24 protein-coding genes are annotated in these 24,530 nt (G+C 58.6%); 9 read left to right on the forward strand and 15 right to left on the reverse strand.

Translation table 11 applies throughout. The features are described from left to right. Positions 1–2: 2 nt before the first annotated feature. The 6 genes from G482_RS0112050 to mraZ are packed head-to-tail and all read right to left on the reverse strand — an operon-like array spanning position 3 to position 6,396. Positions 3–1,382 (reverse strand): UDP-N-acetylmuramoyl-tripeptide--D-alanyl-D-alanine ligase, encoded by a 1,380-nt coding sequence (locus G482_RS0112050; protein ID WP_308417128.1) that lies wholly within the window; start codon positions 1,380–1,382, stop codon positions 3–5. Next, a complete protein-coding gene (locus G482_RS0112055; protein ID WP_028450238.1) occupies positions 1,382–2,863 on the reverse strand; it encodes a UDP-N-acetylmuramoyl-L-alanyl-D-glutamate--2,6-diaminopimelate ligase in 1,482 nt (493 codons plus the stop codon). Before G482_RS0112055 ends, G482_RS0112050 begins: the two co-directional genes overlap by 1 nt. Beyond that, positions 2,860–4,713: a peptidoglycan D,D-transpeptidase FtsI family protein gene (locus G482_RS0112060; RefSeq protein ID WP_231550531.1), complete on the reverse strand. Its 1,854-nt coding sequence runs from the start codon at positions 4,711–4,713 to the stop codon at positions 2,860–2,862. The genes G482_RS0112055 and G482_RS0112060 overlap by 4 nt, the downstream gene beginning before the upstream one ends. Further along, a complete protein-coding gene (gene ftsL, locus G482_RS0112065) occupies positions 4,710–5,012 on the reverse strand; it encodes a cell division protein FtsL (RefSeq protein WP_028450240.1) in 303 nt (100 codons plus the stop codon). Before ftsL ends, G482_RS0112060 begins: the two co-directional genes overlap by 4 nt. After that, positions 5,009–5,962 carry a 16S rRNA (cytosine(1402)-N(4))-methyltransferase RsmH gene (gene rsmH, locus G482_RS0112070; RefSeq protein WP_028450241.1) on the reverse strand — a complete coding sequence of 318 codons (954 nt, stop codon included), beginning with the start codon at positions 5,960–5,962 and terminating at the stop codon, positions 5,009–5,011. Before rsmH ends, ftsL begins: the two co-directional genes overlap by 4 nt. Then, positions 5,959–6,396 (reverse strand): division/cell wall cluster transcriptional repressor MraZ, encoded by a 438-nt coding sequence (gene mraZ / locus G482_RS0112075; RefSeq protein ID WP_028450242.1) that lies wholly within the window; start codon positions 6,394–6,396, stop codon positions 5,959–5,961. Before mraZ ends, rsmH begins: the two co-directional genes overlap by 4 nt. Before the next feature lie 333 nt (positions 6,397–6,729). Between mraZ and G482_RS20340 the strand changes: the two genes are divergently transcribed. After that, positions 6,730–6,900, forward strand: a complete 171-nt coding sequence (locus G482_RS20340) for a protein MIGRI (protein WP_156905397.1) — start codon at positions 6,730–6,732, stop codon at positions 6,898–6,900. Positions 6,901–6,907: 7 nt separating this feature from the next. On the opposite strand, the gene G482_RS0112085 is transcribed toward G482_RS20340, so the two are convergent. From G482_RS0112085 to G482_RS0112100, 4 genes are all read right to left on the reverse strand, one after another. Next, the gene (locus G482_RS0112085) at positions 6,908–7,216 is read right to left on the reverse strand and encodes a hypothetical protein (RefSeq protein WP_028450243.1); all 309 of its coding nucleotides are present in this window, start codon (positions 7,214–7,216) and stop codon (positions 6,908–6,910) included. Positions 7,217–7,361: 145 nt separating this feature from the next. Continuing rightward, entirely contained in the window at positions 7,362–8,219 is an 858-nt protein-coding gene (gene rpoH / locus G482_RS0112090; RefSeq protein WP_028450244.1) for an RNA polymerase sigma factor RpoH, read from the reverse strand. A 324-nt stretch (positions 8,220–8,543) separates the two neighbouring features. Beyond that, positions 8,544–8,846, reverse strand: coding sequence for a P-II family nitrogen regulator (locus tag G482_RS0112095; protein ID WP_028450245.1), 303 nt, complete (start codon positions 8,844–8,846; stop codon positions 8,544–8,546). A 9-nt stretch (positions 8,847–8,855) separates the two neighbouring features. Then, on the reverse strand, positions 8,856–9,800 hold the full coding sequence (locus tag G482_RS0112100; protein WP_028450246.1) for a sodium-dependent bicarbonate transport family permease: 945 nt from the start codon (positions 9,798–9,800) through the stop codon (positions 8,856–8,858). Between the two features lie 193 nt (positions 9,801–9,993). Between G482_RS0112100 and G482_RS0112105 the strand changes: the two genes are divergently transcribed. Beyond that, positions 9,994–10,746, forward strand: coding sequence for a DedA family protein (locus tag G482_RS0112105; protein WP_028450247.1), 753 nt, complete (start codon positions 9,994–9,996; stop codon positions 10,744–10,746). Between the two features lie 88 nt (positions 10,747–10,834). Here G482_RS0112105 and G482_RS0112110 read toward each other — a convergent pair whose 3' ends face one another. From G482_RS0112110 to rsmD, 3 genes are all read right to left on the reverse strand, one after another. Beyond that, positions 10,835–11,902, reverse strand: a complete 1,068-nt coding sequence (locus G482_RS0112110) for a tetratricopeptide repeat protein (protein ID WP_028450248.1) — start codon at positions 11,900–11,902, stop codon at positions 10,835–10,837. A gap of 139 nt (positions 11,903–12,041) precedes the next feature. Next, positions 12,042–12,293 carry a YfhL family 4Fe-4S dicluster ferredoxin gene (locus tag G482_RS0112115; RefSeq protein WP_028450249.1) on the reverse strand — a complete coding sequence of 84 codons (252 nt, stop codon included), beginning with the start codon at positions 12,291–12,293 and terminating at the stop codon, positions 12,042–12,044. Positions 12,294–12,372: 79 nt separating this feature from the next. Next, positions 12,373–12,954 carry a 16S rRNA (guanine(966)-N(2))-methyltransferase RsmD gene (gene rsmD, locus G482_RS0112120; RefSeq protein ID WP_028450250.1) on the reverse strand — a complete coding sequence of 194 codons (582 nt, stop codon included), beginning with the start codon at positions 12,952–12,954 and terminating at the stop codon, positions 12,373–12,375. A 69-nt stretch (positions 12,955–13,023) separates the two neighbouring features. Between rsmD and ftsY the strand changes: the two genes are divergently transcribed. From ftsY to G482_RS19695, 6 genes are all read left to right on the forward strand, one after another. After that, the gene (gene ftsY / locus G482_RS0112125; RefSeq protein ID WP_028450251.1) at positions 13,024–14,256 is read left to right on the forward strand and encodes a signal recognition particle-docking protein FtsY; all 1,233 of its coding nucleotides are present in this window, start codon (positions 13,024–13,026) and stop codon (positions 14,254–14,256) included. A gap of 30 nt (positions 14,257–14,286) precedes the next feature. Then, positions 14,287–14,871, forward strand: a complete 585-nt coding sequence (locus G482_RS19690) for a GNAT family N-acetyltransferase (RefSeq protein ID WP_051258976.1) — start codon at positions 14,287–14,289, stop codon at positions 14,869–14,871. Then, complete coding sequence (gene ftsE, locus G482_RS0112135; protein WP_028450252.1) at positions 14,849–15,502, forward strand: cell division ATP-binding protein FtsE; 654 nt, start codon at positions 14,849–14,851, stop codon at positions 15,500–15,502. The genes G482_RS19690 and ftsE overlap by 23 nt, the downstream gene beginning before the upstream one ends. A gap of 10 nt (positions 15,503–15,512) precedes the next feature. Further along, complete coding sequence (gene ftsX / locus G482_RS0112140) at positions 15,513–16,415, forward strand: permease-like cell division protein FtsX (RefSeq protein ID WP_028450253.1); 903 nt, start codon at positions 15,513–15,515, stop codon at positions 16,413–16,415. 141 nt (positions 16,416–16,556) lie between these two features. After that, positions 16,557–18,095, forward strand: coding sequence for an ATP-binding response regulator (locus G482_RS0112145; RefSeq protein ID WP_028450254.1), 1,539 nt, complete (start codon positions 16,557–16,559; stop codon positions 18,093–18,095). 3 nt (positions 18,096–18,098) lie between these two features. Further along, complete coding sequence (locus G482_RS19695; RefSeq protein WP_028450255.1) at positions 18,099–22,022, forward strand: ATP-binding protein; 3,924 nt, start codon at positions 18,099–18,101, stop codon at positions 22,020–22,022. Positions 22,023–22,036: 14 nt separating this feature from the next. On the opposite strand, the gene G482_RS0112155 is transcribed toward G482_RS19695, so the two are convergent. Next, the gene (locus tag G482_RS0112155) at positions 22,037–22,759 is read right to left on the reverse strand and encodes an SDR family oxidoreductase (protein WP_028450256.1); all 723 of its coding nucleotides are present in this window, start codon (positions 22,757–22,759) and stop codon (positions 22,037–22,039) included. Positions 22,760–22,878: 119 nt separating this feature from the next. Here G482_RS0112155 and G482_RS18530 point away from each other — a divergent pair, with 119 nt between their 5' ends. Beyond that, a complete protein-coding gene (locus G482_RS18530) occupies positions 22,879–23,730 on the forward strand; it encodes a LysR family transcriptional regulator (RefSeq protein ID WP_051258977.1) in 852 nt (283 codons plus the stop codon). Here G482_RS18530 and G482_RS0112165 read toward each other — a convergent pair. Then, on the reverse strand, positions 23,711–24,529 hold the full coding sequence (locus tag G482_RS0112165) for a dienelactone hydrolase family protein (RefSeq protein WP_034619543.1): 819 nt from the start codon (positions 24,527–24,529) through the stop codon (positions 23,711–23,713). The genes G482_RS18530 and G482_RS0112165 overlap by 20 nt on opposite strands. Position 24,530 lies beyond the last annotated feature (1 nt).

Here is a 24,530-nt window from a genome sequence, read left to right on the forward strand (position 1 = left end):
ACTTAAGCTCCTTCCGTTGATGCTTGCTCGTGCGCCAAACCGGCCACGACCGTTTCCATGCGCATAAAGCGCGACCCTTTGACCAGCACTTGCGTTTCAGGCGTGAGCAGCGCGCGGGCGGCGGCGATGGCGCTAGCGTGATCAGCGCAATGCTGCGCGCCGGCGCCAAAGGCCTCTACCGCATACTGCATATGGGTACCCACTGCAATCAAATGCTGAATACCCTTTTCACGTGCATACCCCCCGATCTCGGCATGGCGCTCCGGCGCATCTGCGCCCACTTCGCCCATATCGCCCAAGATCAGCAAGGTGGGGCGGCCTTGCGCCCCGATCGCGGCCAGCACATTCACCGCCGCTTTCATCGAATCGGGATTGGCGTTGTAGGTGTCATCCAGCACCGCGGCGCCATTAAAGGCCTGCTTGGCTTGCAGGCGGCCTTTCACGCCCTGCCACTGGCACAAGCCCTGCGCAATCTGCGCCACGCTCACGCCGCAGGCATGAGCTGCGGCAGCGGCCGCCAAGGCATTGCGCACATTGTGTTCACCCGGCACGGCCAGATTCACCGCTGCGGTGCCCGCAGGGGTCTGCAATTCGAACTGGCTGCCCGTAGCGGCCAGCTGCACCGCGTGAGCCCGGATATCGCCCGCAAGACCAAAGGTGAGCTGCGTTTGCGCGCCAGCCAATTGCTGCCACAGCGATGCATGCGGGTCATCGGCGTTAATCACCGCTACCCCGCGCGTCACCAGCCCGGCAAAAATCTCGCCCTTCGCCCGCGCCACACCTTCCACCGAGCCCAGCGCTTCCAGATGCGCTGCACCAGCGTTATTCACCAGCGCCACATCGGGCTGCGCAATGTGGGTGAGGTAATCGATTTCACCGAAATGATTCATCCCCATTTCGGCCACCACATAGCGATGCTGGGCTCGAATACCCAGCACGGTCAGTGGCAAACCAATATGGTTATTCAGATTGCCTTGGGTGGCGTGTACGTATTCGCTACCGCCCGCGGCCACGGCAAAAATCGAGGCCAGCATTTCTTTCACGCTGGTTTTGCCATTGCTGCCGGTGACGCCCACCAGCGGAATCGCCGCATGCTGGCGCCGCCAATAGGCCGCCAGCTGCCCCAACGCGGCCAGTGTATCCGCTACTTGCAGGCGATTGCCTGCACCCGGCTGCTCCACCAGCGCGGCCACGGCGCCTTGCGCCAAAGCGCCGGCGACAAAATCATGGGCGTCAAAGCGCTCGCCCTTGAGCGCGACAAACAGATCGCCCGGTCGCACGTCACGACTGTCGGTCGTGACGCGACTAAATTGCAGCTCAGCATCGCTGACCTGCAGCTGGGCCTGAAGCGCTTGCGCGGCTTCCCGCAAACTCAACATCATTACTTCTTTTTCCTTAACAGCGCTTTTTGAGCCTGTTCCACATCATCGAAGTGGTAACGCTGGCCCTGAATTTCCTGATAGTTTTCGTGCCCCTTGCCGGCGATCAGAATCACATCATTGGCATGCGCCATTTCGATCGCGTCAGCAATGGCCGCGGCGCGGTCAGATTCGATCGCGTAATTGGCATGGCCCGTGCCCGGCACCCCCGACACACCCGCAACGATGTCCTGGATAATCGCTTTCGGGGTTTCGCTGCGCGGATTGTCACTGGTAATCACCACTGAATCGGCCAGTCGGCAGGCAATCTCGCCCATCAGCGGGCGTTTGCCGCTATCGCGGTCACCGCCGCAGCCAAACACGCAATACAGCCTCGCCCCTGTTGGCATGGCTTCGCGCAGCGTCATCAGCACTTTTTCCAGCGCATCAGGGGTATGGGCGTAATCCACCACTACCAGCGGCAGGCCATCACCACCCAGCCGCTGCATCCGCCCCGCCGCCGGTTGCACCGCGCCCAGCGCGGCACTGGCTGCCTCCAAGGCCACGCCTTGCGCCAGCAGCACGCCCAAGCACGCCAGCAAATTGCTGGCATTAAAGCGGCCCAGCATCGGCGAGCGAATTTGCGTTTCGCCCAGCGGGGTTTGCACCGTCAGCGTGAGCCCTTGCAGCGAAGAATCAAGCTGGGTGCAGCGCAAATCGCCGGCAAAAAAGCCATACGAAAAGACCGTTTTGGCGCTGGTAAAGCCCAGCAGTTCCCGCCCGAACGGATCATCAGCATTGATAACCGCAGCTTGCAAACCGTCCCACTCAAACAATTTGGCCTTGGCCGCGCCATAGGCCTGCATGCTGCCGTGATAATCCAGATGATCGCGGGTTAAATTGGTAAACACCGCGGTATGAAACGGCACGCCATGCGCGCGCGCTTGCACCAATCCATGCGAAGAAACTTCCATCGCCACCTGGGTCGCCCCGGCATGCTGAAAGCGCGCCAGCCAATGCTGCAGGCTAACCGGGTCGAGCGTGGTATGCGTCGAGCTTTCCAATTCGCCGACAAAACCATTACCCAGTGTACCGAGCACGCCGGCCTTGCCACCCAGCGCATTAAACGCCTGTGCCAACCAGTTCGCAATGGAAGTTTTGCCATTGGTACCAGTGATACCAACCACCGGTATCTGGCTGAAGTCATTATTTAATAAGCGCCCCACCAAGATACCCACCTGATCACGCAGGCCGGGCACGGCGATATTTGGCACTTGGTGGCTCTCATCCCACTGATAACCTTCGGCTTCCCAGATCACTGCCGCCGCGCCATTGGCGAGCGCACTGGCGATGTAACGCCGGCCATCCGCGTATTCACCCTGATAGGCCACAAACACATCACCGGGCTGCACCTTGCGGCTATCAGTCACCAGCGGTCGGCCATTCACCAAGGCGGCGATGGCGGCGAAATCATATGCAGGGAGTGTCCAGCTCGCAGGTTTCATGTTTCTTCCTTGATTTCCAGCTCTTCGCTTGGCAACAGGATATTGTTGGTCGGCGCATCCGGCGGTACACCCAGCAAACGCAGGCTGCCCGCCACCACATTACTGAACACCGGCGCGGCCACCAGACCGCCATAGCGCATTTCAAATGCCGGCTCGTCGATCATCACCGCCACAATCAGGCGTGGATTAGAAATCGGCGCCAAACCGACAAACGAACCCACCCGTGCGGTGTCGGAATACACCCCATTCACCAGTTTTTTCGCCGTACCGGTTTTACCGCCCACGCGGTAGCCGACCACTTGGGCGCGGGTGGCGGTACCACCCGGCAAGGTCACCATTTCCAGCATCTTGCGCACTTGTGCGGCCGTCTCGGCGCTAATGACCTGCTTGCCCGGCGCCGGGGCCACCAATTTGGTAAAGGTCACAGGGTGCACTTCGCCATTGCCAGCAAACATCTGGTACGCCCGTGCCATCTGCATCACGGTCACCGATACCCCGTAGCCATAAGACATGGTGGCCTGCTCGATGGGGCGCCAGGTTTTCCATGGCCGTACCCGGCCTGGCGATTCGCCCGGGAAGCCGGTATTGAGTTTTTCGCCAAAGCCCACGTCATGCAGGAAATTCGACATCTCCTCGCGCTCCATCATCAGCGCCATTTTCACGGCGCCGACGTTGGATGATTTCTGGATGATCTGCTCGATGGTCATCGCGCCACCGGGGTGATCATCGCGAATGGTGGCCGGGCCAATGGTCATCCGCCCGCCATCGGTATTGAGCACGGTGGTAGGTTTGACCTTGCCGGCATTCAGTGCCATGGCCGCGGTCACGGCTTTCATGGTCGAGCCGGGCTCATACAGATCGGTGAGCGCGCGATTGCGCTTGTGGGCCGGGTCAATCCGGGCGCGGCTATTGGGGTTGTAAGACGGCGCATTGGCCATCGCCAGCACTTCGCCGGTGCGGGCATCCAGCACCACAATCGCGCCACCCACGGCCTTGCTGTTATCCACGGCATTTTTCAGCTCGCGATAGGCCAGATATTGAATCCGCCGGTCGATCGAAAGCTGAAGATTTTGCCCTTCCTGCGGCGGCACGATGGTAGAAACATCTTCAACGATGTAGCCGCGGCGATCGCGAATGACTGTGCGCGAGCCGGGTTTGCCGGCTAGCATGGCGTCTTTGGTCAGCTCAAAGCCTTCCTGGCCCTTGCTATCCAGATTGGTAAAGCCGACCACATGGGCCATCACTTCACCGGCCGGATAGTAGCGGCGGTATTCGGTTTGCGAATACACGCCCGGAATATTCAGCGCCAGCACCCGCTTGGCATCAGCCGGCGAAATATGCCGCTTCACCCACAGAAAATCGGGGCGAGTTTCCTTACCCTCTTTGTTTTTGCGGGTAACGGTGACTTTGCCCAGCAAGTCGTCGTAAGAGAGCCCCAAAAGGCCAGCCAGCGATTTGATCTCGGCACGTGACACTGGCACCTGATCATCATCACTTTCCTGCTTCCATTCTTTGTGGCGCGTTTCGCCTTCGGGCAAGACGCGCATATTGCGCGGGCTTAGCCAGATAGATTGCACCGGCGTCGAGATCGCCAATGGCTCGCCATTACGATCGGTGATCATGCCGCGATTGGGCTCGAGTTTCAGCGTCCGGCGATAGCGTGCATCGCCCTGGTCCTGCAGAAACTCTTCATTCATGACCTGTAAATAAATACTGCGACCCAAGAGGGTCGCAAACAGGGCGAGCAGACAGGTGAGGACAAACCACACCCGCCAGCGTTCTAATTTGGGCTTGACCGCGTATTTGGGTTGGCGACGACCACTGGTCATCAGACGGGCCTGTTTCATCATGGCAAGTCCGACACCTGCGGTTTTTGGACTTGTTGCCCGTGTTCGAGAATCACTTGGGTGCGATTAGCCGGTGCCACCTGCATACTCAGGCGGTTTGCCGCTTCAGATTCAATCCGTGAATGCATCGCCCAGGTGCTTTGTTCCAGCTGCAGCTGGCCCCATTCAACATTCAGTTTGCGGGTTTGGGCATCTTGTTTTTGCAGCTCGATATACAACTTGCGCGCTTTATGCTGGCTGGTAATCACCCCCATCGCGCACACAATCAAGATACTGAGCAAAAACAGATTCAAGCGGGTCATCGCAGCTCCCCGCTGGTGCGCTCGGCAATGCGCAGAATCGCACTGCGCGCACGCGGGTTAGCGCTCACTTCCTCGACCGACGGCCGCACGGGCTTGCCCAAGACCTTCAGCGGCGCGGGCGCAATTTCGCTGGCCATCACCGGCAAACGGCTGGGCAGCTGATCAGCCGTGGCCTGATCCTGCATAAAGCGCTTCACGATCCGGTCTTCCAGCGAATGAAAGGCAATCACCGACAACCGACCGGCGGGCGCGAGCAAAGCCAGCGCCTGCGGCAGCGTTAGCGATAACTCCTCAAGCTCGCGATTGACGTAAATCCGTATAGCTTGGAAGGTACGCGTCGCCGGGTCCTGGCCCGGCTCACGGGTCCGGACTGCCGTTGCCAAGACCGCGGCAAGTTCGCCTGTTGTTGCAAAAGGTTGGACTGCCCTACGCGCAACAATCGCTGCTGCAACCTGCCTAGCAAACCGTTCTTCGCCATAATCTTTTACCACCTCTGCAATGTCTTTCTCATCGGCCGTATTCAACCAATCGGCCGCGGTTATACCCCGCGTGGTATCCATGCGCATATCAAGCGGAGCATCAAACCGGAAGCTAAACCCCCGGGCACCGTCATCCAGCTGTGGCGAGGAAACCCCCAAATCCATCAGCAGACCATCGATGCGGGAGACGCCCAGTTGCGCCAGCGAATCAGTCAGCGTGACGTAGCCCTCGTGCACGATGGTGAAACGCGGATCGCTAATCGTGGCCGCTTCGGCAATCGCATATGGATCTTTATCAAACGCAATCAGCCGGCCCGTCGGCCCCAAGCGCGACAAAATCAAACGCGAATGGCCACCACGACCAAATGTGCAATCGACATACACGCCATCCGGCTTGATCGCCAGTGCATCTACTGCCTCTTGCAGTAATACCGTGCGGTGCACGAAGTTTCCTGCCGCGCCTTCGCTCACAGCACAATCCCTTGCATATTGCTTTCCAACTCATGCGGCGCCATGGCCATGACCTGATCGGTCACGGCATTCCATTTCGCCTCATCCCACAACTCAAATTTGCTACCCATTCCCACCAACACCACGCTTTTATCCAGCTGAGCGCGTTGCCGTAATGTGGGCGGAATCAACACCCGTCCAGCCGCATCCATATCCAGCTCTTCCGCATGACCGACAATCAAACGGCGAATTGGCATATGCACGCCTGAGAGTTGATTGAGCTGATCCCGCACTGGAATCCAGTCCGGCTCCGGATAAATCAGCAAGCAACCTGCCGGCTCGATGGTGATCACCAGTTTGCCCTGAGCCCGCGACAACAGGGCGTCACGGTGCTTAGCCGGAATGGCCAACCGCCCTTTGCTGTCGAGGTTTAAAGACGAAACACCACCAAACATGAACAAATAGCCTTGCGCAATGTGCCCGGAATTGATCACCACTCGGAGTGACTAAGCGTGCGTTTTCTGCCCGAAAAATGCACTTTTACCCACTTTCTCCCACTGCGCCCCACTATAGAGGAAAAAAAAACCCGACACAAGTTGCGTCGGGCGTTTTTCTGTTTTGATACAATGATTTAGACTTAATTTTTAGAAAAAATCATTTCATATCAAATCAATAAGAAACATTCAAAAGTTAAAGTATTACTTTAAGTAAGTTCCTGTCTTCTGACCAAGCTTACCAAAAACCGCCTCGTTTTCCCTTATTCTTACATTTTGGACGCACTTTCCCCGATGAACGGTCGCCTTTTCTCGCTCTTGCTGCTCGGTTTAATTGTGCTAATGGTGTGGCGTCACTTCGTCCGCCCCAACCGCGCGGCCATTCGGCACACCGCCCGCACCAGTGCCATCGTGCTGTTAGTGGCTGCCACCCTCGGGCTGGGCTGGCACTTCTGGTCGCACTAAGCCGGAGTCAGATTTTACAGGGTATAAAGGCCCATTGCGGACGATCGGTAAGCCGCCGCCCCTGCCGCCGCCGCTCTTCGGTGCGGGTATCGAGCGGAGTTGCGCCACGCTGTTGGCGGCGCTCAATCTGCCGGCGCTCGCCGGCACGCCGCTCAATGCCGTTCCAACCACCGGAACTGGGCAACAGCTCGCCCACCGCTGCGCCGCTTAAATCATCGGGGGGCAATGGCTGGTCATGAGGATGCAAATCGGCATACTTCTTAACTGACATGTCAGAGAAAAAGCGATTTCGCACATAGGCAGAGGTTAGCTTCATGTAAATTATCAAATCAATTCAAGCACTTAGCCAATTATCGGCAAAATACGCATTTTCTTGAAGTGATGAAGCTTACAAAACAAAGGGAGCCCGCGGGCTCCCTAGTTACACCATCGGCCGGACGGCCAATCGATTCAAATGCGGTTTATACCGTTGCGGGCAACAAAGCCTGCTTCATTTTTTGCAGCGCTTTGGCTTCAATCTGGCGAATTCGCTCGGCCGAGACTTTAAATTCAGCCGCCAAATCATGCAGCGTAGAGGATTCGCCCTCATCGGTGAGCCAGCGCGCCTCGATAATCCGGCGGCTACGCTCATCCAGGGTATCCAGTGCGGCGCTAATGCCGGTCGATTGCAGGCAATCCATATGCTGGCGCGCCAGCACCGCAGTCGGCTCGCTGTGATGATCGGCCAGCCAGTCGATCGGCGCAAAACCTTCGTCATCGCCTTCATCGGCGACCAGCGCGACATCTTGCCCGCTCATGCGGGTTTCCATCTCAAGCACTTCTTCGGGCTTCACACCCAAATCGTCAGCGATTTCCTGCGCTTGCTTGTGCGTTAGCGCGGCAAAGCTGCTTTTCATCGAGCGCAGATTAAAAAACAATTTGCGCTGGGCTTTCGTGGTCGCTACCCGCACCAGACGCCAGTTGCGCAAGATGTATTCGTGAATCTCGGCTTTGATCCAGTGCACGGCAAAAGAGTACAGGCGCACGCCACGGCTGGGCTCGAAGCGTTTCACGGCTTTCATCAAGCCAATATTGCCTTCCTGAATCAGATCGGCTTGCGGCAGGCCATAACCGCTATAACCGCGGGCAATCGATACCACCACGCGCAAGTGCGAGAGCACGAGCTGGCGGGCGGCCTCGAGGTCATTTTGCTCTTGATGGCGGCTAGCCAGATCGTATTCTTCTTCCGGCGTGAGCATCGGAAATGCGTTAACACGCTGAACATAGCGCTCGATACTATCGCCGACCGCTAGAGTCGGTAGCGCCAGGGCTGTGCTCATGGTTAGATCTCCTGATGAAATTCATTCGCTTACTGCAATATTAGCACTCATACCATGGGAGTGCTAATGGTGCAAGAAGTTCACTGATTCAATCACATGCCCGCTTAGCATGCACGGTAATTATTACTATCTGATTGATAGCTTGCGCCAATCGGGATGGCTGGGGCGGGAATTAAGCCTAACGGTCATGGGCTCATTGCGCTAGCGTCCAGCCCACAGCTCACTGAAGCAACCCGAGCGCAGCAAGTCCGAACAACTAAGCACAGGGCATTGCTCTACAAGCCTTTAAATAAAAGAGCTAGAAGGAAATACCCCAGGGCCAATTTAGAACTTATCCGCGCGCAGCACGCGCACCTCAGACAGCCACTGCACCAGCGCATAGTGCTGGCCGTATTCCAGCTGGATTTCCTCGGCCAAAGCTTCGGCCGTGGCGGTACTGGCGATCAGCTCGATCTGGATATTTTCGTTAGCATCAAAGCTGCCGCGCTTTTCGCCGTGAGCGCCCTTGCCGCGGGCCGCTACGATGGTCCAGCCGCGAATTTTGCGCGCCTCGAATAATTCAACCAGATCATTTTCCAGCAGCGCTTCGGTCACGATGGTCAGCATGGATTTGGAATGAAACTGCATCATGACTCCTTAGGCTACCCAATGGGCAAATTGGTAATAGAGCGGAACGCCGATCAATAAATTAAATGGAAAGGTAATCCCCAGCGCCGCGCCCAGCGACAGCGCCGGGTTGGCCTGCGGCACGGCCATCCGCATGGCGGCTGGCGCGGCAATATAACTGGCCGATGCGGCCAACAGCGCCAGCAGGGTTACGCCGCCCACCGACAAGCCCAGCAAATGCCCCACGCCAATGCCGATCCAGCTCAGGCACAGCGGCAAGCCAATCCCCGCCAGCAGGATAAACCAGCCTTGCTGGCGCAGCGCGCCAAATTTCCCTGCCACCACCAGGCCCATCTCAAGCAAGAACAAGGTCAGCACGGGCTTGAATAAATCCAGATACAGCCGATCCAGCGGCTTAATGCCTTCTGGGCCAGCCAAAAGGCCAATCAGCAAGCCGCCCATCAGCAGCACAATGCTCTTGCCCAGCAGTACTTCATGCAGCAATTTACCCCAGCCGTGGCCACTACCTTTACCGGCCTGATTCGCACCCTGCCGCGCCAGAATCACCCCAACGATCAGCGCCGGCATTTCCAGCAAGACCAGAAACAGCGTGGTTTGTGATTCGTGACTCACCCCCAGCCGCGAGAGATAGGCCACGCCCACGGCATAGGTCACCACCGATACCGAGCCATAATGGGCCGACATACTGGCGGCATCCACCTGACTAAATTTCAGCCGCAATACCGGGTACACCAAGAGCGGAATCACAAACCCCATCGCCAGCACCAGCAAAGCCTGCGGCAGCACTTGCAAAAAGGGCTGTTTTGCGAGCTCCAGCCCGCCTTTAATCCCGATGGCCAGCAGTAGAAACACCGACAAGGTGTCGTACAGCGCGCTGGGCAGCTTTAAATCGGACTTCGCCAAGCCGGCCAACAGGCCGAGCAGGAAAAAGAGCACTACCGGATCCATCTGCATGTAGATTTATTTCACCTTTTTTAGATATGGGTGCGAATTTACTACATTTCACCCCAAGAAAAAACGCCTAAAAACAATGTGGTTTTGTTTGAAGCTACGTAGTAAAAATACATTTCATGCCAAATGAATGCCGCATGGAACCTTTCCCAGCCTGCGCTCTCCAAGTTGCGATTTTTCTACTGCAGACCACCCGATGAGCGATTGGCTAACCCTACTGCTGCAACAGGCCCAAGATTACGCCTTGGTTTTACTTTTTGTACTGGTGTTGGCCGAGTCCACCGCCATTCTAGGTCTGCTGATCCCAGGCACGGTGCTAATGCTGGCCATGGGCGCGATGATCGGTCAGGGCAAAATGGATTTCTGGGCCGCCTGCGCGGTGGGTTTCGTGGCCGCCCTGATTGGCGACGGGGTGTCGTACTGGTTGGGCTATCGCCACCGGCAGTGGCTGCAGCGGCTACCGATCTTGCAACAGCAGCGCAAGCTGCTGGTGCAGGCCAAAATGGTGTTGCGCCAACATGGCCCGGTGGGGATTTTTGCCGGACGCTTTATCGGACCCACCCGCCCAGTGCTGCCGCTGGTGGCCGGCATGCTAGCCATGCCGCGTCGACGCTTTGCCCCGGCGTGCGTGGTGGCCTGCCTGCTGTGGACACCTGCATTTCTATTGCCGGGGATTCTGGCGGGCGCCAGTGTTGGGCTGGCCGAACAAGGGGTACTGGGCTTTCCAGCGCTCCTCACGGCAGCTTTGTGCGCCGTGGCGCTGGCCATTTGGCTGAACTGGCAAAGCGGGCTGCAGCTTTGGCAGCACGGCCGCTGGCAAGCGCTGCCCCGCCACCTGCGCTGGGGCACGCCGAGTAGCGGCTTGGCGGTGATCGGCTTAGGCTGGCTGCTGCTCACTCACCCGCAGGCCGGCCCCTACGGCGCGCGGCTGTGGGCAGTAATGAGCTAACAACAAGGGGTATTTTCCTGCGAGCCATGGTTTATATGGCCCACAATAAAATACCCCTTTATCAAATCAAAAACGCACCCGCTTGCGCTTAGGCCACCAACTGCTCCAGCTCATGCACCCGCAGCTGCAGCGAGTTGCGCTTGAATGCGGCCAGGCGTTTGTTCATCACCTGATTGAGTAGCTCATCAGCCAAATCGAAATGCAAAGTCCAGTGGCGGAATTCGCGCTCGGTTTGCCCCAGCGCCTGATAGCAGCGCGCCAGCCCATGATGCGCTTGCATCACGAGATAGCGGTAGGAATTCGGGGTGGCACTGGCGATCTCTAACGCCTGCTGCATAAAGTACATCGCTTTATGCGGCTCATGCAGATCCAGCGAGACCTCACCCAAGCCAATCATAGTGACTGATTTGCCCCAGAAATTACTACTGTGGGCATTGAGCAGCAGCGCGCGTTTGAATTGCTCTTGCGCCCCGCGCAAATCGCCCGCCGCACGCAGCAAATAGCCGCGGTAGTAGTAGATTTCCGGCTCGTACTCGCAAAAGGCCACATCCTGCAACAAGGCTTCGGCCTGATCCAGATAGTCATGCGCGCCCGGGTAATCGCGATGTTGATAGCAATACGAGGCCTGATTGATCAACAAACAGACTTTCGGATTGATCAGCGCCACCGCCTGCAAAGCTTCGCTGGCTTTATCGGTGTATTGCAGGCTGGAGGTCGGGTCTTCAAAAGTCCAAAAAAGCTTGCCGACGCCGATATAGCCATAGGCTCGCGCCAGCGGTAAATCTTGATCGATCCCGGCCTCTAAGAGCTGCAGCCAGTAGCTCATGGCCACATCATATTGGCCAATGCCATACATGATGTCGCTGTAGCAGTTCATCGCCTCGACCCAGCCTGCGGTTTGCCCGGCGGCACGGGTAAGATCAATCGCCTGCAGGGCGGTGACTTCGATTTGATCGAGAGTGGTGCGCGGCTGGGCGCGGTAGGCTTGCAAGCGGGTGAGCCAAGCTTGGGCTTCTAACTCCCCATAGCCCAGGGCTTGCGCCCGGTCGGCGGCCTGATTGGCCAATTCAACGGCTTGCGCCGGGCTGGAATGCACCAGCGTTTGTGCGATATCTAATAGTTCGATGACCTGATTGCGGACATTGTAGTGACCCATTGCTGCCTCCTCACGGGTGAGACTGACGCACGATCTCCCCGCCTTACTGCTTTTTTATTAAAATATTAGTGCTTACTGAATTATAAGGCGACAAAAAAGCGGGCATAAAGCCCGCTTGTCAGCTGCATAGGGCGCTCAATCAGGCTTGACCAGAGATGATCATGTACTTTTGCATCAGCTCTTCTTTGCTTTCTTTGTGTTCCGGATTGAGCGGGATACAGTCTACTGGGCAAACTTGCTGGCACTGTGGCTCATCATAGTGACCCACGCACTCGGTACACAGGTTCGGATCGATCACATAGATTTCTTCGCCTTGAGAAATCGCGCTATTGGGGCATTCTGGTTCGCATACATCGCAGTTGATGCACTCGTCCGTAATCATCAGAGCCATGACAGATAATCCTTAACAAAACAATCGAAAAACTAGATATGCGGAATTCTCCCACTTTCATGCGGGAAGAACAACTTTCCTATGCAGATTCAGTGCTGTTTTCTGCATCCCCAGCCGCCGCACGGCAGAGTAAAGCATACCGCACCGTGCCGGCTTTGCCTTCGCGCAAGATCTCCCAGCCGCTTAGATCGGGCAGCGTTTCGCATTCAATATACACCCGCGCCCGCTCGCTCAGATGGGGCGGCAACAGCGCCAATGTATCGGCCAGCAAGGTGCTGGCAAAGGGTGGATCAAGAAACACCAGATCAAACGCTTGCCGATTCTGGCTTAAAAAACGCTGCGCATCGGCGTTCAACAGCTGAATCTCGCGCGCACCCAGCGTTTGCTGGCTGGACTGCAAGGCCTGATACACCGGCCGGGCCATTTCGACCATCACCACTTGTTTGGCATGGCGGCTGGCGGCTTCAAAACCTAGCCCGCCGCTGCCGGCAAACAGATCCAAGCAGTGCCAACCCGTGAGGTCTTGCCCCAGCCAGTTGAACAGCGTTTCGCGCACGCGGTCGGGGGTGGGGCGCAGGCCCAGTGAATCGGGAAACTTCAGGATACGGCGCCGGTATTGGCCGCCAATAATACGCACCTGATTTTTGTGCTGTGCGGACACGGCTGCTCCAGTTAAAATCTCGCAAATAGATTCGTATTTTCCGCGATTTGCAGGAATCAAGCCAACACCATGTTTAGTTTTTTTCGTAAAAAGAAGCCGGCCGACACCCCGGTAACGACTTCACCGGCCCCGGACACCACCACGCCCGCGGCGGCCAGTCCGGCGCTGAACCCGAGCGCAGCCGAGCCGATTAGCCCGCCAGCAGCCGCCAGCGAGCCCTTGCCCCATGCCGCCGTCGAGCACGCCGAGCCGGCGGCGCCGGCGCCCAGCGCAGCCCCAGAATACCCTGCCGAGGTATCGCCTGTAGAAGCAGCTACTACACAAACTGCAGACACATACATCGAGAGCGACCCTGCTCAACTGGCACCAGTAGCGCAGCCGCAAGAAAAACCCAAGCTCTCGTGGACCGAGCGCCTGAAGCTAGGTCTGGCGAAAACCCGCGATAAACTGGGTAAAAGCCTGGCCAGCGTGTTTGGCGGCGGCAAGATCGATGACGATCTGTATGACGAGCTGGAAACCGTCTTACTCACGGCCGATATGGGCGTCGATGCCACCCAGCATTTGCTGAATGATGTGCGCGATCGCGTGTCGCTCAAGGGCCTGAAAGACGCGGCCGAGCTCAAAGGCGCGCTGAAAGACAGCCTCACCGAGTTGATCCAGCCGCTGCAAATCCCGCTGGATGTCAGCGGGCACAAGCCGTTTATCTTGATGGTGGCGGGCGTGAATGGCGCCGGCAAAACCACCTCAATCGGCAAGCTGGCCAAGTATTTCCAAAGCCAAGGCAAATCGGTACTGCTGGCCGCTGGTGATACATTCCGCGCTGCCGCACGCGAACAGCTGGTGGTGTGGGGTGAGCGCAATGGCGTGCATGTGATTGCCCAAGAATCGGGCGACGCCGCCGCCGTGGCCTTTGACGCGGTTAACGCCGCTAAAGCGCGCGGCATTGATGTGGTGATTGTCGATACCGCCGGCCGCCTGCCCACCCAACTGCACCTGATGGAAGAAATCAAAAAAGTAAAACGCGTGGTGCAAAAAGCCGAGCCGACTGGCCCGCATGAAGTGCTGTTGGTGCTTGATGCCAACACCGGCCAGAATGCGCTGGCGCAAACCAAGGCTTTTGATGATGCGCTGGGCCTGACTGGGCTGGTGCTCACCAAGCTGGATGGCACGGCCAAAGGCGGCGTGATCGCCGCCATTGCCAAAAACCGCCCAGTACCGCTGCGCTTTATTGGCGTGGGTGAAGGTATTGATGATCTGCGCCCGTTTGTGGCCAAAGACTACATCGACGCGCTGTTTGAATAGCCGTTTCAGCCCAGCTTAAAACGCCCGCGCATGCAACTGCCCACCCTCACCACCGCCCGGCTGACACTGCGGCCACTGCAAGATACGGATGCCCCGTATATTGCTGAACTTGCGGGAGAATGGGCGGTTGCGGGCAATACCCGCCGCGTTCCGCATCCTTATGATTTAACAATGGCGCAAGAGTTTCTCGCCTGGCAAGCGCAAGCCAGCCGGGATCGGGTTGAAGATGTCTTTGCTGTCACTTTACGTGGCAGCGGCAACTTGATTGGGTGTGTCGGGCTGGTCTACCAACCGCAACACACCGAATTAGGTTATTGGTTTGGCCAGGCATTCTGGGGGCAAGGTTACGCCACTGAAGCCGCTCAGACCACCATCGCTTACTGCCGACAAGCACAAGCCCCACAGTATTTTTATGCCGAGCATTTAGTCAGCAACCCTCGTAGTGGCCGCGTATTGGAAAAGCTGGGGTTTCAGCCTAAGGGGCAGTATTTTGGCGAGGGTCGTGAGGGCGCAGGCGTTGAGCTGATGTTTTATCATCTAGATGGACATTGGGATAGCAGTCGAGCTGACCCCAGTTTTATTGAGGATTTGTATGATTCAGTTTCAGCAAGTTAGCAAAAGCTATCCGGGTGGTTTTGATGCCATCAAGAATCTGAGCTTCGAAATCCCCAGCGGCGAGCTGGTGTTTCTGGCCGGCCACTCTGGTGCGGGTAAATCGACGTTGCTCAAATTAATGGCCGGCATCGAAAAGCCCACCGCCGGGGCGGTTTTGCTGAATGGGCAAAATCTGGCGCGGATGAGCCGCGCCTCGCTGCCTTTTGTGCGCCGGCATATCGGCCTGATTTTTCAGGATCACAAAATCCTGTACGACCGCAGCGTCTTTGATAATGTGCGCCTGCCGCTGGATATCATCGGCTTTGATCATCAGGAAGGCCGCCGCCGCGTATTAGCCGCGCTGGATAAAGTCGGCCTCGCCGGCAAAGAAAAACTCAACCCGATTTCGCTCTCGGGTGGCGAGCAGCAGCGCCTGTGTATTGCCCGCGCGGTTGTGCATCGTCCGTCGATTTTGCTGGCCGATGAGCCCACCGCCAATCTCGATCGCGATTACGCGCACGATATTCTGGAGCTGTTCAAATCCTTCCATCAGGTGGGCGTCACATTGGTGATCTCGGCCCACGATGAAAGCCTGATGGCCGACTATGGCCGCCGCATTCTGCGCCTGAAAAACGGCCAATTTACCGCTTGAGGGGCACACAATGACAGCCTGGTTCCGCTCTCACCTACAAGCTTTTACTCGCTCGATCGGGGCGCTGGTGCGCCAGCCCATCGGCAGCCTGCTTAATCTGCTGGTGATTGGCATCACCGCCGCTTTCCCACTCGCGCTGTGGCTGATCGTGAATAGCGTTGGGCAGATCAGCCAACATATCAGCATCGAGCCACAGATTTCGATCTTTATGGCGCCCAGCGCCGAGCCCGCGCAGGTGAGCGCCCTGCAGCAGCAACTCAAAGCCGACCCGCGCATCGCTAAGCTCACGTTCACGCCGAAAGATGAAGCACTCAAAAGCTTGCAAGGCAGCTTTGGCAATGCCGATTTGCTGGCTGGGCTGGTAGACAACCCCTTGCCCGATGCCTTTGTACTGCAACCGAAAAGCGTTGATCCGGCCGCGCTGGAAGCATTGCAAAAAGAGCTCAGCGGCCACACTGGCGTGGAAGAAGTACAGCTGGATGCCGAATGGGCGCGCCGCTTGGCGCGCATTACCCAGCTGGGGGCGAACGTATTTGAAGTTGTTGCCGGCATGCTCGGTGCAGCCTTGGTGCTGATTACCGGCAATGCGATCCGCATGCAGATCCTGACCCGCAAAGACGAAATCGAAGTGGCGAAACTGATCGGCGCCACCGATGCCTTTATCCGCCGCCCTTTTATCCACAGCGCGCTGCTGCAGGGTATTCTGGGCGGGCTGGTGGCCACCGGCATTGTTTGGGGCGTGATCGGGCATCTGAATCCGGCCATTAATGCACTGGCGCAGTCGTATGGCCAGCAATTTGCACTGCAAACACCTGATCTGCTGACTATTGCCGCAGTCTGCGGCATTGTCGCTACGTTGTGCCTGCTCGGCGCCTTGCTGGCGGTGTGGCGCCATCTGCGTCAGTACCGTTAAAGCCACGTAGAGCCTAATCGTGCGCCCCATCCCACCGCGCTTTACAACAGGCGCTGGTGAATGGGGCGTTTTGTTTGGCAAGGGCTTGCCGTGCCACGCATAATCCAAGCAGGAATATGATTGTTTGGATGAGGCAACCGCGTGGCGCTCCGCAAAGAAAATGTGCTGATCGTTGATGATCAAACCACCTTCCGGCAAACCCTAAAAAGCATTCTGTCAGAGCAGGGTTTTACCGGCATTGAGCAAGCCAGTAGCGGCCGCGAGGCGCTGCAGATCCTCAAAAAGCAGCCCATCAACTGCATCATCAGCGACTGGAATATGCCCGGCATGGACGGGCTGGAGCTGCTGCAATGGGTTCGCAATCAGCCGGGCACCGCGCATATCCCGTTTATGCTGATCACCGCCAATGCCACGCGCAGCAGCATTGAGGCCGCGCTGGAAAACGGCGTTACCGATTACCTGATCAAACCCTTTACCACCCAACATTTTGCCAACCGCATGCACCGCATGCTGCTGGGCAAACGCTCGGCGCCGGCTCGCCCTCAACCCGCCAGCCGCCGCCCCCTGATTGGCGAACTCAATCTCGAGCAGGAAACCCGCCGCGCCAGCATCCTGATTGTGGATGACGCCAAAGACAATATCGAAGCCGCCGCCACGGTGCTGGAAGATGATTACCAGCTGCAAGTGGCCTTAAGCGGAAACAAAGCCCTGGAGCTCGCCCGCAGCGCCACCCCGCCCGATTTGATTCTGCTCGATGTGATGATGCCCGAGCCTGATGGCTATGCCGTGTGTCAGGCACTGCAGGCCGACCCAGCCACCCGCCAGATTCCGATTATCTTTATGACCGCCAAAGATCAGCCAGATGATGTTGCCAAGGGGCTGGAAATGGGCGCAGTTGATTATGTGGTCAAGCCTTTTCACCCCACCATCTTGCGCGCACGCGTGCGCACCCAGCTACGTCTAGCCAAAGCGGTGAGCAATCTGCAGCTGCAATCAGCGCGCCTGGAAGAAGACGCCCGCTTACGCGAGGAAGTAGAACAGCTCAATAAACACGATCTGAAAAGCCCGCTGAGCGCGGTACTGCAAGCCACCGAGCAATTACTCACCGATGGCCTCACCAGTAGCCAGCAAAAATTGGTACGGCTGGCCACCAATGCCACGCATGCCGCGCTAGAGCAAATTGACCGCACCCTCGATTTATTACGGATGGAAACCGGCAGCTACCTGCTCGATGCCGAGGTATTCGAGCTGGGCGAGCAGGTGCGCCGCGTGGCCGCCGAGGTTGAGCTCGCCTTTGCCGGCAAAATCAGCATGGATCTCACCGGCCTGGGTGAGCAGCCTTTAAATGTGCTGGGCAATACTGGCCTAAGCCTGGGGATTCTGTCCAATCTACTGAAAAACGCCGCCGAGGCCGCCCCCGAAGGCAGCCAGATTCATTGCTCGGCCACCGTGGGTCAGAAAGACATTCAGCTGGCCATTCACAATCAGGGCGCGGTGCCCATGGCGATCCGCCAGCGTTTTTTCGAGAAATATGTCACCGCGGGCAAAGCCAAGGGTAATGGCATCGGCACCTACACCGCCCGGCTGTATGCCGAGGCCCAGCATGGCAGCCTAGAGATGCAAACCGACGATGACACCGGCACCACCCTCACGCTGCGTCTACCGCGGCAGGCAGACTAAGCCATGCAGGCCCGCTTTGCTTGGCGCTGGTGGCTATTGAGCCTACTGCTCGCGGGGCTCGCGGGCTGGGTTACAGTGCAGTGGCAAGCGGCACAACAGCAGGCAGCTCAGCAAACCCATTTACAATTGTTGGCGCATGATCTGGCGTTAGAGATTCGCTCCAATACCAGCGAAGGGCGCGTTTTGGGTGCAGCCCAGCTGATGGGGCGCACCTCGGCCAGTGTGCGCGGCAGCCTACTTGGCGAGGCGAGCGCCACGGCGCGCCTAGTCGAAGATAGCCAGCATGTGTTGCGGCAATTTGGCGCCGAGAGCACCTACCTGCTAAGCGGCACCGGCCAGGTACTGGCCTACACCGATAACCAAAACCGCCAGCTGCTGCTGGGCGAACAGCTGGGGCAGCGCCCGTACTGGCAGCAAGCCATGCGCGGTGAAGCGCATATTTATCCGGCCATTGGTATTCATTCGCATGAGCGCGGCCTCTACTTCGCTGCCCCGGTGTGGTTGCCGCAAGTGCCACACTATCCGCAAGGCGTGCTGGTCATCAAAATGGGCGGTGACTTTATTGATGGGCTGCTGCGCAAGCACGGCTCGCGTGCCTGGCTACTATCGCCCGATGGGCTGATTTTTGGCAGCAGCCAACCCGGGGATTTATTTCAGTGGCTAAAGCCGCTCGCCGCCGATGATTTACTGGCTTTGCGCCAGCTGCATCAATTTGACGCCTTACTGGGCAATACCCCGCCCAGCCTTCTGGATTGGGCGCCAGCGGGTGCGGGCGTGCTGCGGCTGGGTGGCATGCGCTATCTGGTGGCGGAATCCCAACTTAGCTGGCCCGACCCGCGCGGAACCTGGAAAGTAATGGTGCTACAAGATCGCAGCCAGCTCTCGCCCTGGTGGCATTGGCTACCGTTAGCGAGCCTGGCTAGCATTCTGGTCTTGGTGGCGAGCCTGCTGCTGTATGCCCGCCAGCGCTGGCGGGCGCTGCAACAGCGTCATCAGGACGAGCAAGCCGCCGCCGCGCGGCAATTGCAGGAGCGGGAAACCGCGTTTCGCACCCTGGCCGAAAATGCCTCGGATGTGATCATGCGCTTTACCCCCGATGGCCGGCTGCTGTATGCCAGCCCGGCGCTGTTTCGGCAATTGCGGCAGCCTGCGCGCGAGGTCAGTAGCTGTCGGCTGGCCGATTTGGGCTTTAGCGCCAGCGAAGCGGCCGAGCGTGAAGCCGCGATTGCCAGTGTGAGCCAGCTGGCGCAACCACTGCGCCGCAGCTTTGCTTATGGCCTGGCCGAGCATTGGCGTGAATGGATGCTCACGCCCGAGCTGAATGCGCACGGGCAGGTGCAAAGCGTGCTCGTCACCTCGCGCGACATCAGCGAACAGCTGGCGCAGCAAACGGCGCTGGCCAATGCCAAACAAGCCGCCGAATTGGCGCGACAGCAGATTGTGGATTTATCCAACACCCTGCCGCTGGCGGTCTTTCAATATCGCCAACAAGGGGAAGCTGGCGAATTTACCTTCCTCAGCGCCAAAACCGCCGAGCTATTTGGCGTGAGTCTGCAGGAAATCTACGCAGATCCGGCGCAGCGCTGGCGGCATGTGCCGCTGGCAGAGATGCAGCAGGCGCGCAGCGAAATCCGCGCCGCCATTGCCGAGCGGCGAACCGCAGATGTGCAACATACCGTGCAGCTGGCGGGCGAGCTGCATCACATTCGCACCGTGGGTGTGCCGGCGCGTGGCGCCGATGGGCAAGATTACTGGAATGGCTTTTTTATGGATATCACCCGCGCGGTACAGCAAGCCGCCGCGCTGGAGCAAGCCCGCCACACAGCCGAAGCCGCTACCGAAGCCAAATCTCGCTTTCTGGCCAATATCAGCCATGAGATCCGCACTCCACTGAATGCCGTACTGGGTCTGGCGCATCTGGCCGCGAAACACAGCGACAATCCGCGCCAGCACGATTACCTAAACAAAATCAGTCATGCCGGCCAGGTGTTGCTCAGCCTGATTAATGACCTGCTCGACTTCTCGAAGATCGAAGCCGATCGGCTCACTTTAGAGCAGATCCCCTTTTCGTTAAGCGACGTGCTCGCCCAAGTTGCGACGGTCACGGCGGGGCGGGCGCAAGAAAAAGGACTGCACTATTGGTTTGATCTGTCCCCCACACTGCCGGAGCAGTGGCAAGGCGATCCGCTGCGGCTGGGGCAAGTGCTGATCAATCTACTCAATAACGCGATCAAATTTACCGCCCATGGCGAAGTGAGCCTGCACTTGCAGGCCATTCAGGAAGGGGATGCTTGCTGGCTCAGCGCCGCTGTTCGCGATACCGGCGTGGGCATGCAGCCCGAGCAACTGGCGCGGCTGTTTCAGCCCTTCACACAGGCCGATAGTTCAACCACCCGCCAATTTGGCGGCACCGGCTTGGGGCTGAGTATTGCGCAGCGACTGGTGCAGCTGATGGCGGGCGAGATCAGCGTCGAAAGTACCCCCGAGCAAGGCAGTGTATTTCGTTTTAAGGTGCGGCTCAGCGCCAGCGCCGCCGCCACGCCCATTCAGCCACCCACGCGCGGCCATGTCACTCTATTAAGCCGGCATACGGGGCTCGCGCAGCTGGCCCAGCGCTACAGCCCGGCAACGACGTTTCAGCAAATCATCGACGACAGCCCGCTTGGGCCGAGTGATTGCTATTTGCTGGATATGCTGTTTGCGCCAGCGACCAGCCTGCTAGCCATCGCCCGCCAGCTGCGAGCGGCGCAGCCCGCGGCCGAGCTATGGCTGCTGGGCGAGCCGGCCGCCGAAGATTGGCCTACGTGGCAAGCGCTGAATGCGCGCGCTATTGCGGCGCCCTACTTGCCCGCAGCTTGGCGAGGCGAAGCCCAACCCATTACGCCAAGCGCCCCTACGCTGCGCTTTGCCCCCGCCAGTGTGCTGGTGGTAGAAGACAATGCCATCAATCAGCAAATTGCCTGCGAATTATTGGCCGAGCTGGGCCTGCAAGCCTGCGAGGCCGGTGATGGCCAGGCGGCGCTAGAGCAACTGAGCGCGGCGCCTGCGGCCCATGCCTTGGTCTTGATGGATATTCAAATGCCGCGGCTGGATGGCTATGCCGCCACGCGCGCCATTCGCCGATTGCCGGCACTGGCCACGCTGCCGATTATTGCCATGACCGCCAACACCAGCGCCGAGGATCAGGTCGCGGTGCGCGCTGCCGGCATGAATGATTACCTCAGCAAACCGATTGACCCGCAGCAGCTGGCCCAAACGCTGAGCAAATACCTTAGGTATACTGCTGTAGATATTGAAAATTATGACCCACAGAGCAATACCCCTGAAACCAACCAATGGCAATGCCTCGACTACCCGCAGGCGCTGGGCCGGCTAGCCAACAAGGCCGACACCCTCAACCGCCTGCTGGGCGATTTCGCTCGTAACTATCAACAGGCTGCGGCCACGCTCGCCACCCACATCGCCAGCGCCGATTGGGCCAGTGCGCAGCGGCTAGCGCACACGCTGAAAGGCGTCACCGGCAATCTGGGGCTACAGCGTATTCCCACTCTGGCGGCCGAGCTGGAAAACGCCTGCGCTCCCGCCGCCCCGCAGCCTGCCGCCACTGAGGCGCTACTGGCTGAATTGGCCAAGGCGCTAAGCAGCGCCTGCGCCGAAATTCAGGCCAAGCTACCGGCGCCAACCACCTCCACCGAGGCCACCGCCCCGCTAATCAGCCCGGCCGAGCTACTGAATGAGCTGGAAATACTGCAGCTTTGGCTCGAAAGCAATGATCGCCGTGCTAGCGCCGCCTTTGCCCGCTTGCGCCCGAGTATCGCGGCGCATTACCCAAGGGCCGAGCTGGCCGCACTGCAAGCGGCGCTGGATGACTATGATTTTGCGCCACTGGCAGACTGGGTAGCCCAAACCCTGGCCAGCCCAGCCTAAACCCGCCGTGTGGTTTACGCGGGCTGGCGCGTGGCGGCCAGCACGATTTCGCGAATACACACTGACTGCGGCGCCTGATAGGCATACAACACCGCTTGCGCTACCTCGCTGGCGGCCAAAACCCCGCCCATCGCGGTTTTCCAGTCTTCGTAGCCAGCCTTGATTTGCGCATCGGTGGTGTGGCTTAACAGCTCGGTTTCCACCGCGCCCGGGGCAATGGTAATCACCCGCACATTGTGCTCGGCCACTTCTTCGCGCAGATTTTCGCTCAGTGCATGCACCGCAAACTTGGTGCCGCAATAGGCTGCATGGTTAGGGAAAGTTTTGCGCCCAGCGATCGAGCTGATATTGATAATGGTGCCATGCTGGCGCGCTACCATGCCGGGCAAGACACTGTGAATGCCATTCAATACGCCGCCGATGTTCACATCCAGCATACGCTGCCATTCGCCCGGCGCTTGCTCGGCCATTTTGCCCAGCAACATCACTCCGGCGTTATTCACCAGCAAATCAGCGGGGCCATACAACGCCTCGGCTTCGGCCACCGCGGCCTGTACCGCGGCGCCATCGCAGACATCCACACTGCGGCACAGGGTATTAGGCAGATTCAGCGCTTGTAACCGGTCAATGCGGCGAGCCAACAGCAGCATGGGGTGACCCAAGGCCGCCACTTGGCGGGCTAATTCAGCGCCGATCCCTGAGCTGGCACCGGTGATAATGACTAGTTTCTTTTGCATGATGGTATCCTTTGGTTCTGTAATCGCCATTAACAATGGCTTGCGATGAAAGAGAGTGTATTCCCCGGCCATAAGCGGCGTAAAATGGGAAATATCGCTGGCTGCCATCGGTTTAATCTATGGATACCCGTCACCTCAAGGCCTTTCTGGCGGTGTTTGAAGAGCGCAATATCACGCTGGCTGCCCAGCGGCTGTTTATCACCCAGCCTACTTTGTCGGTCACCATTCGCCAGCTGGAAGACGATCTGGCGACGCCGTTGTTTATCCGCGAGCCGCGCGGCGTAGCGGTCACCGAAGCGGCACGGCTACTGTATCCGCAAGCGCAGCGCCTGCTGGCGCAACTGGCCGGCATTCGTCAGCAATTCACCGCCCAACATCATTGCCAGCCGCTGGCGCTGGGCGTGGCGGCCGATGTACCCCGGCAGGCGGTGAATTATTGGCTAGCGGTGTTGGCTGGCGCATTGCCAGCAGTGCAGTGGCAATTACAGGCTGGCTGCGCCGGCGATGTGCGGCTCGCAGCCGAGGCGGAGCGCTGCGAGGATGAGTTATTTCTACCGCTGCTGGATGACCCGCTGTGTGTGGTCGCGCCCCGCGATTGGCCACAAGATAAGCCGATCCAGCAGCTGCACGATATCGCACTGGACGACTGGATTTTATGCCCGGATGCGCCGAGCCAGCAGCAGCTATTGGCGTTGCTGGGGGTGGATACGGTGGCGATGCAGACGAATCATCGGGCCAATACCCTACCACTGGTCTTGCAGCTGGTCGAGGCGGGCCAAGGCTGGGCGCTGGTGCCCGCCAGCCTCGCCGCCGATTATGCCGTACAGCCAGTGACGCTCGCGCAAACACTGCCCAGCATCCGCTATGGTTTGTGCTACCGCGCCGCTCTGCTGGAGCAGCCGATTCTTAATCAAGCGGTGGCCGCGCTCAGCGCAGCCCCCGTCTTTATGGCTACACCCCGAAGCGCTTAAACCACGCCAGCATCGCTGCCCACGCATCTTGCGCCGCGGCGGCGTTGTAGCTTGGGCGATAGTCGGCGTTAAAACCATGCGCGGCCGTATCGTAAATCTGGAAGGCAAACGATTGCTTTTGCGCTTTGAGCGCCGCCTGCATTTGCGCCACGCTCTCAAGCGAAATGCCTTTATCCTGCCCGGCGTACAGGCCCAGCACTGGCGCTTTTAGCTGGCTGGCCACATCAATGGGCTGGCGCGGCGTATTCGGATTCGTTGGCCCCACCAAGCGACCATACCAAGCCACACCGGCTTTTACCTTGGGGGTATGTGCTGCATACAGCCATGTAATGCGCCCGCCCCAGCAATACCCCGTTACCGCCAAGCGCTGCGGATCACCACCTTGGCTGGCGGCCCAGGCGGCGGTGGCATCCAAATCGGCCAGCACTTCGGCATCGGGCACTTTGCTTACCAGCTCGCGAATCAAGCTATCCACATCGGCATACTGCCGCGCATCGCCATAGCGGTAAAAGAGCTCCGGCGCGATCGCCAGATAGCCCTGCTTGGCTAGCCGGCGGCATAAATCCTGAATATGCTCGTGCACACCAAAGATTTCCTGAATCACCAGCACAGTCGGCAAGGGGCCAGTGGCCGCCGCGGGCATCGCCCGATAGGCGGGCAGCGGGCCAATCTGCACCATGCCTGCTGTTAGGCCTGTGCTATCGGTTTGCAGCGTGGTCGCAGCCACGGGCTGCACGGCCAGCGCAAAGCCGCTGGCCACAGATGCTTTGAGAAAATCACGGCGAGTTTCGGTGGTCATC

The organism is Chitinibacter tainanensis DSM 15459, assembly GCF_000429785.1.
GTDB lineage: Bacteria > Pseudomonadota > Gammaproteobacteria > Burkholderiales > Chitinibacteraceae > Chitinibacter > Chitinibacter tainanensis.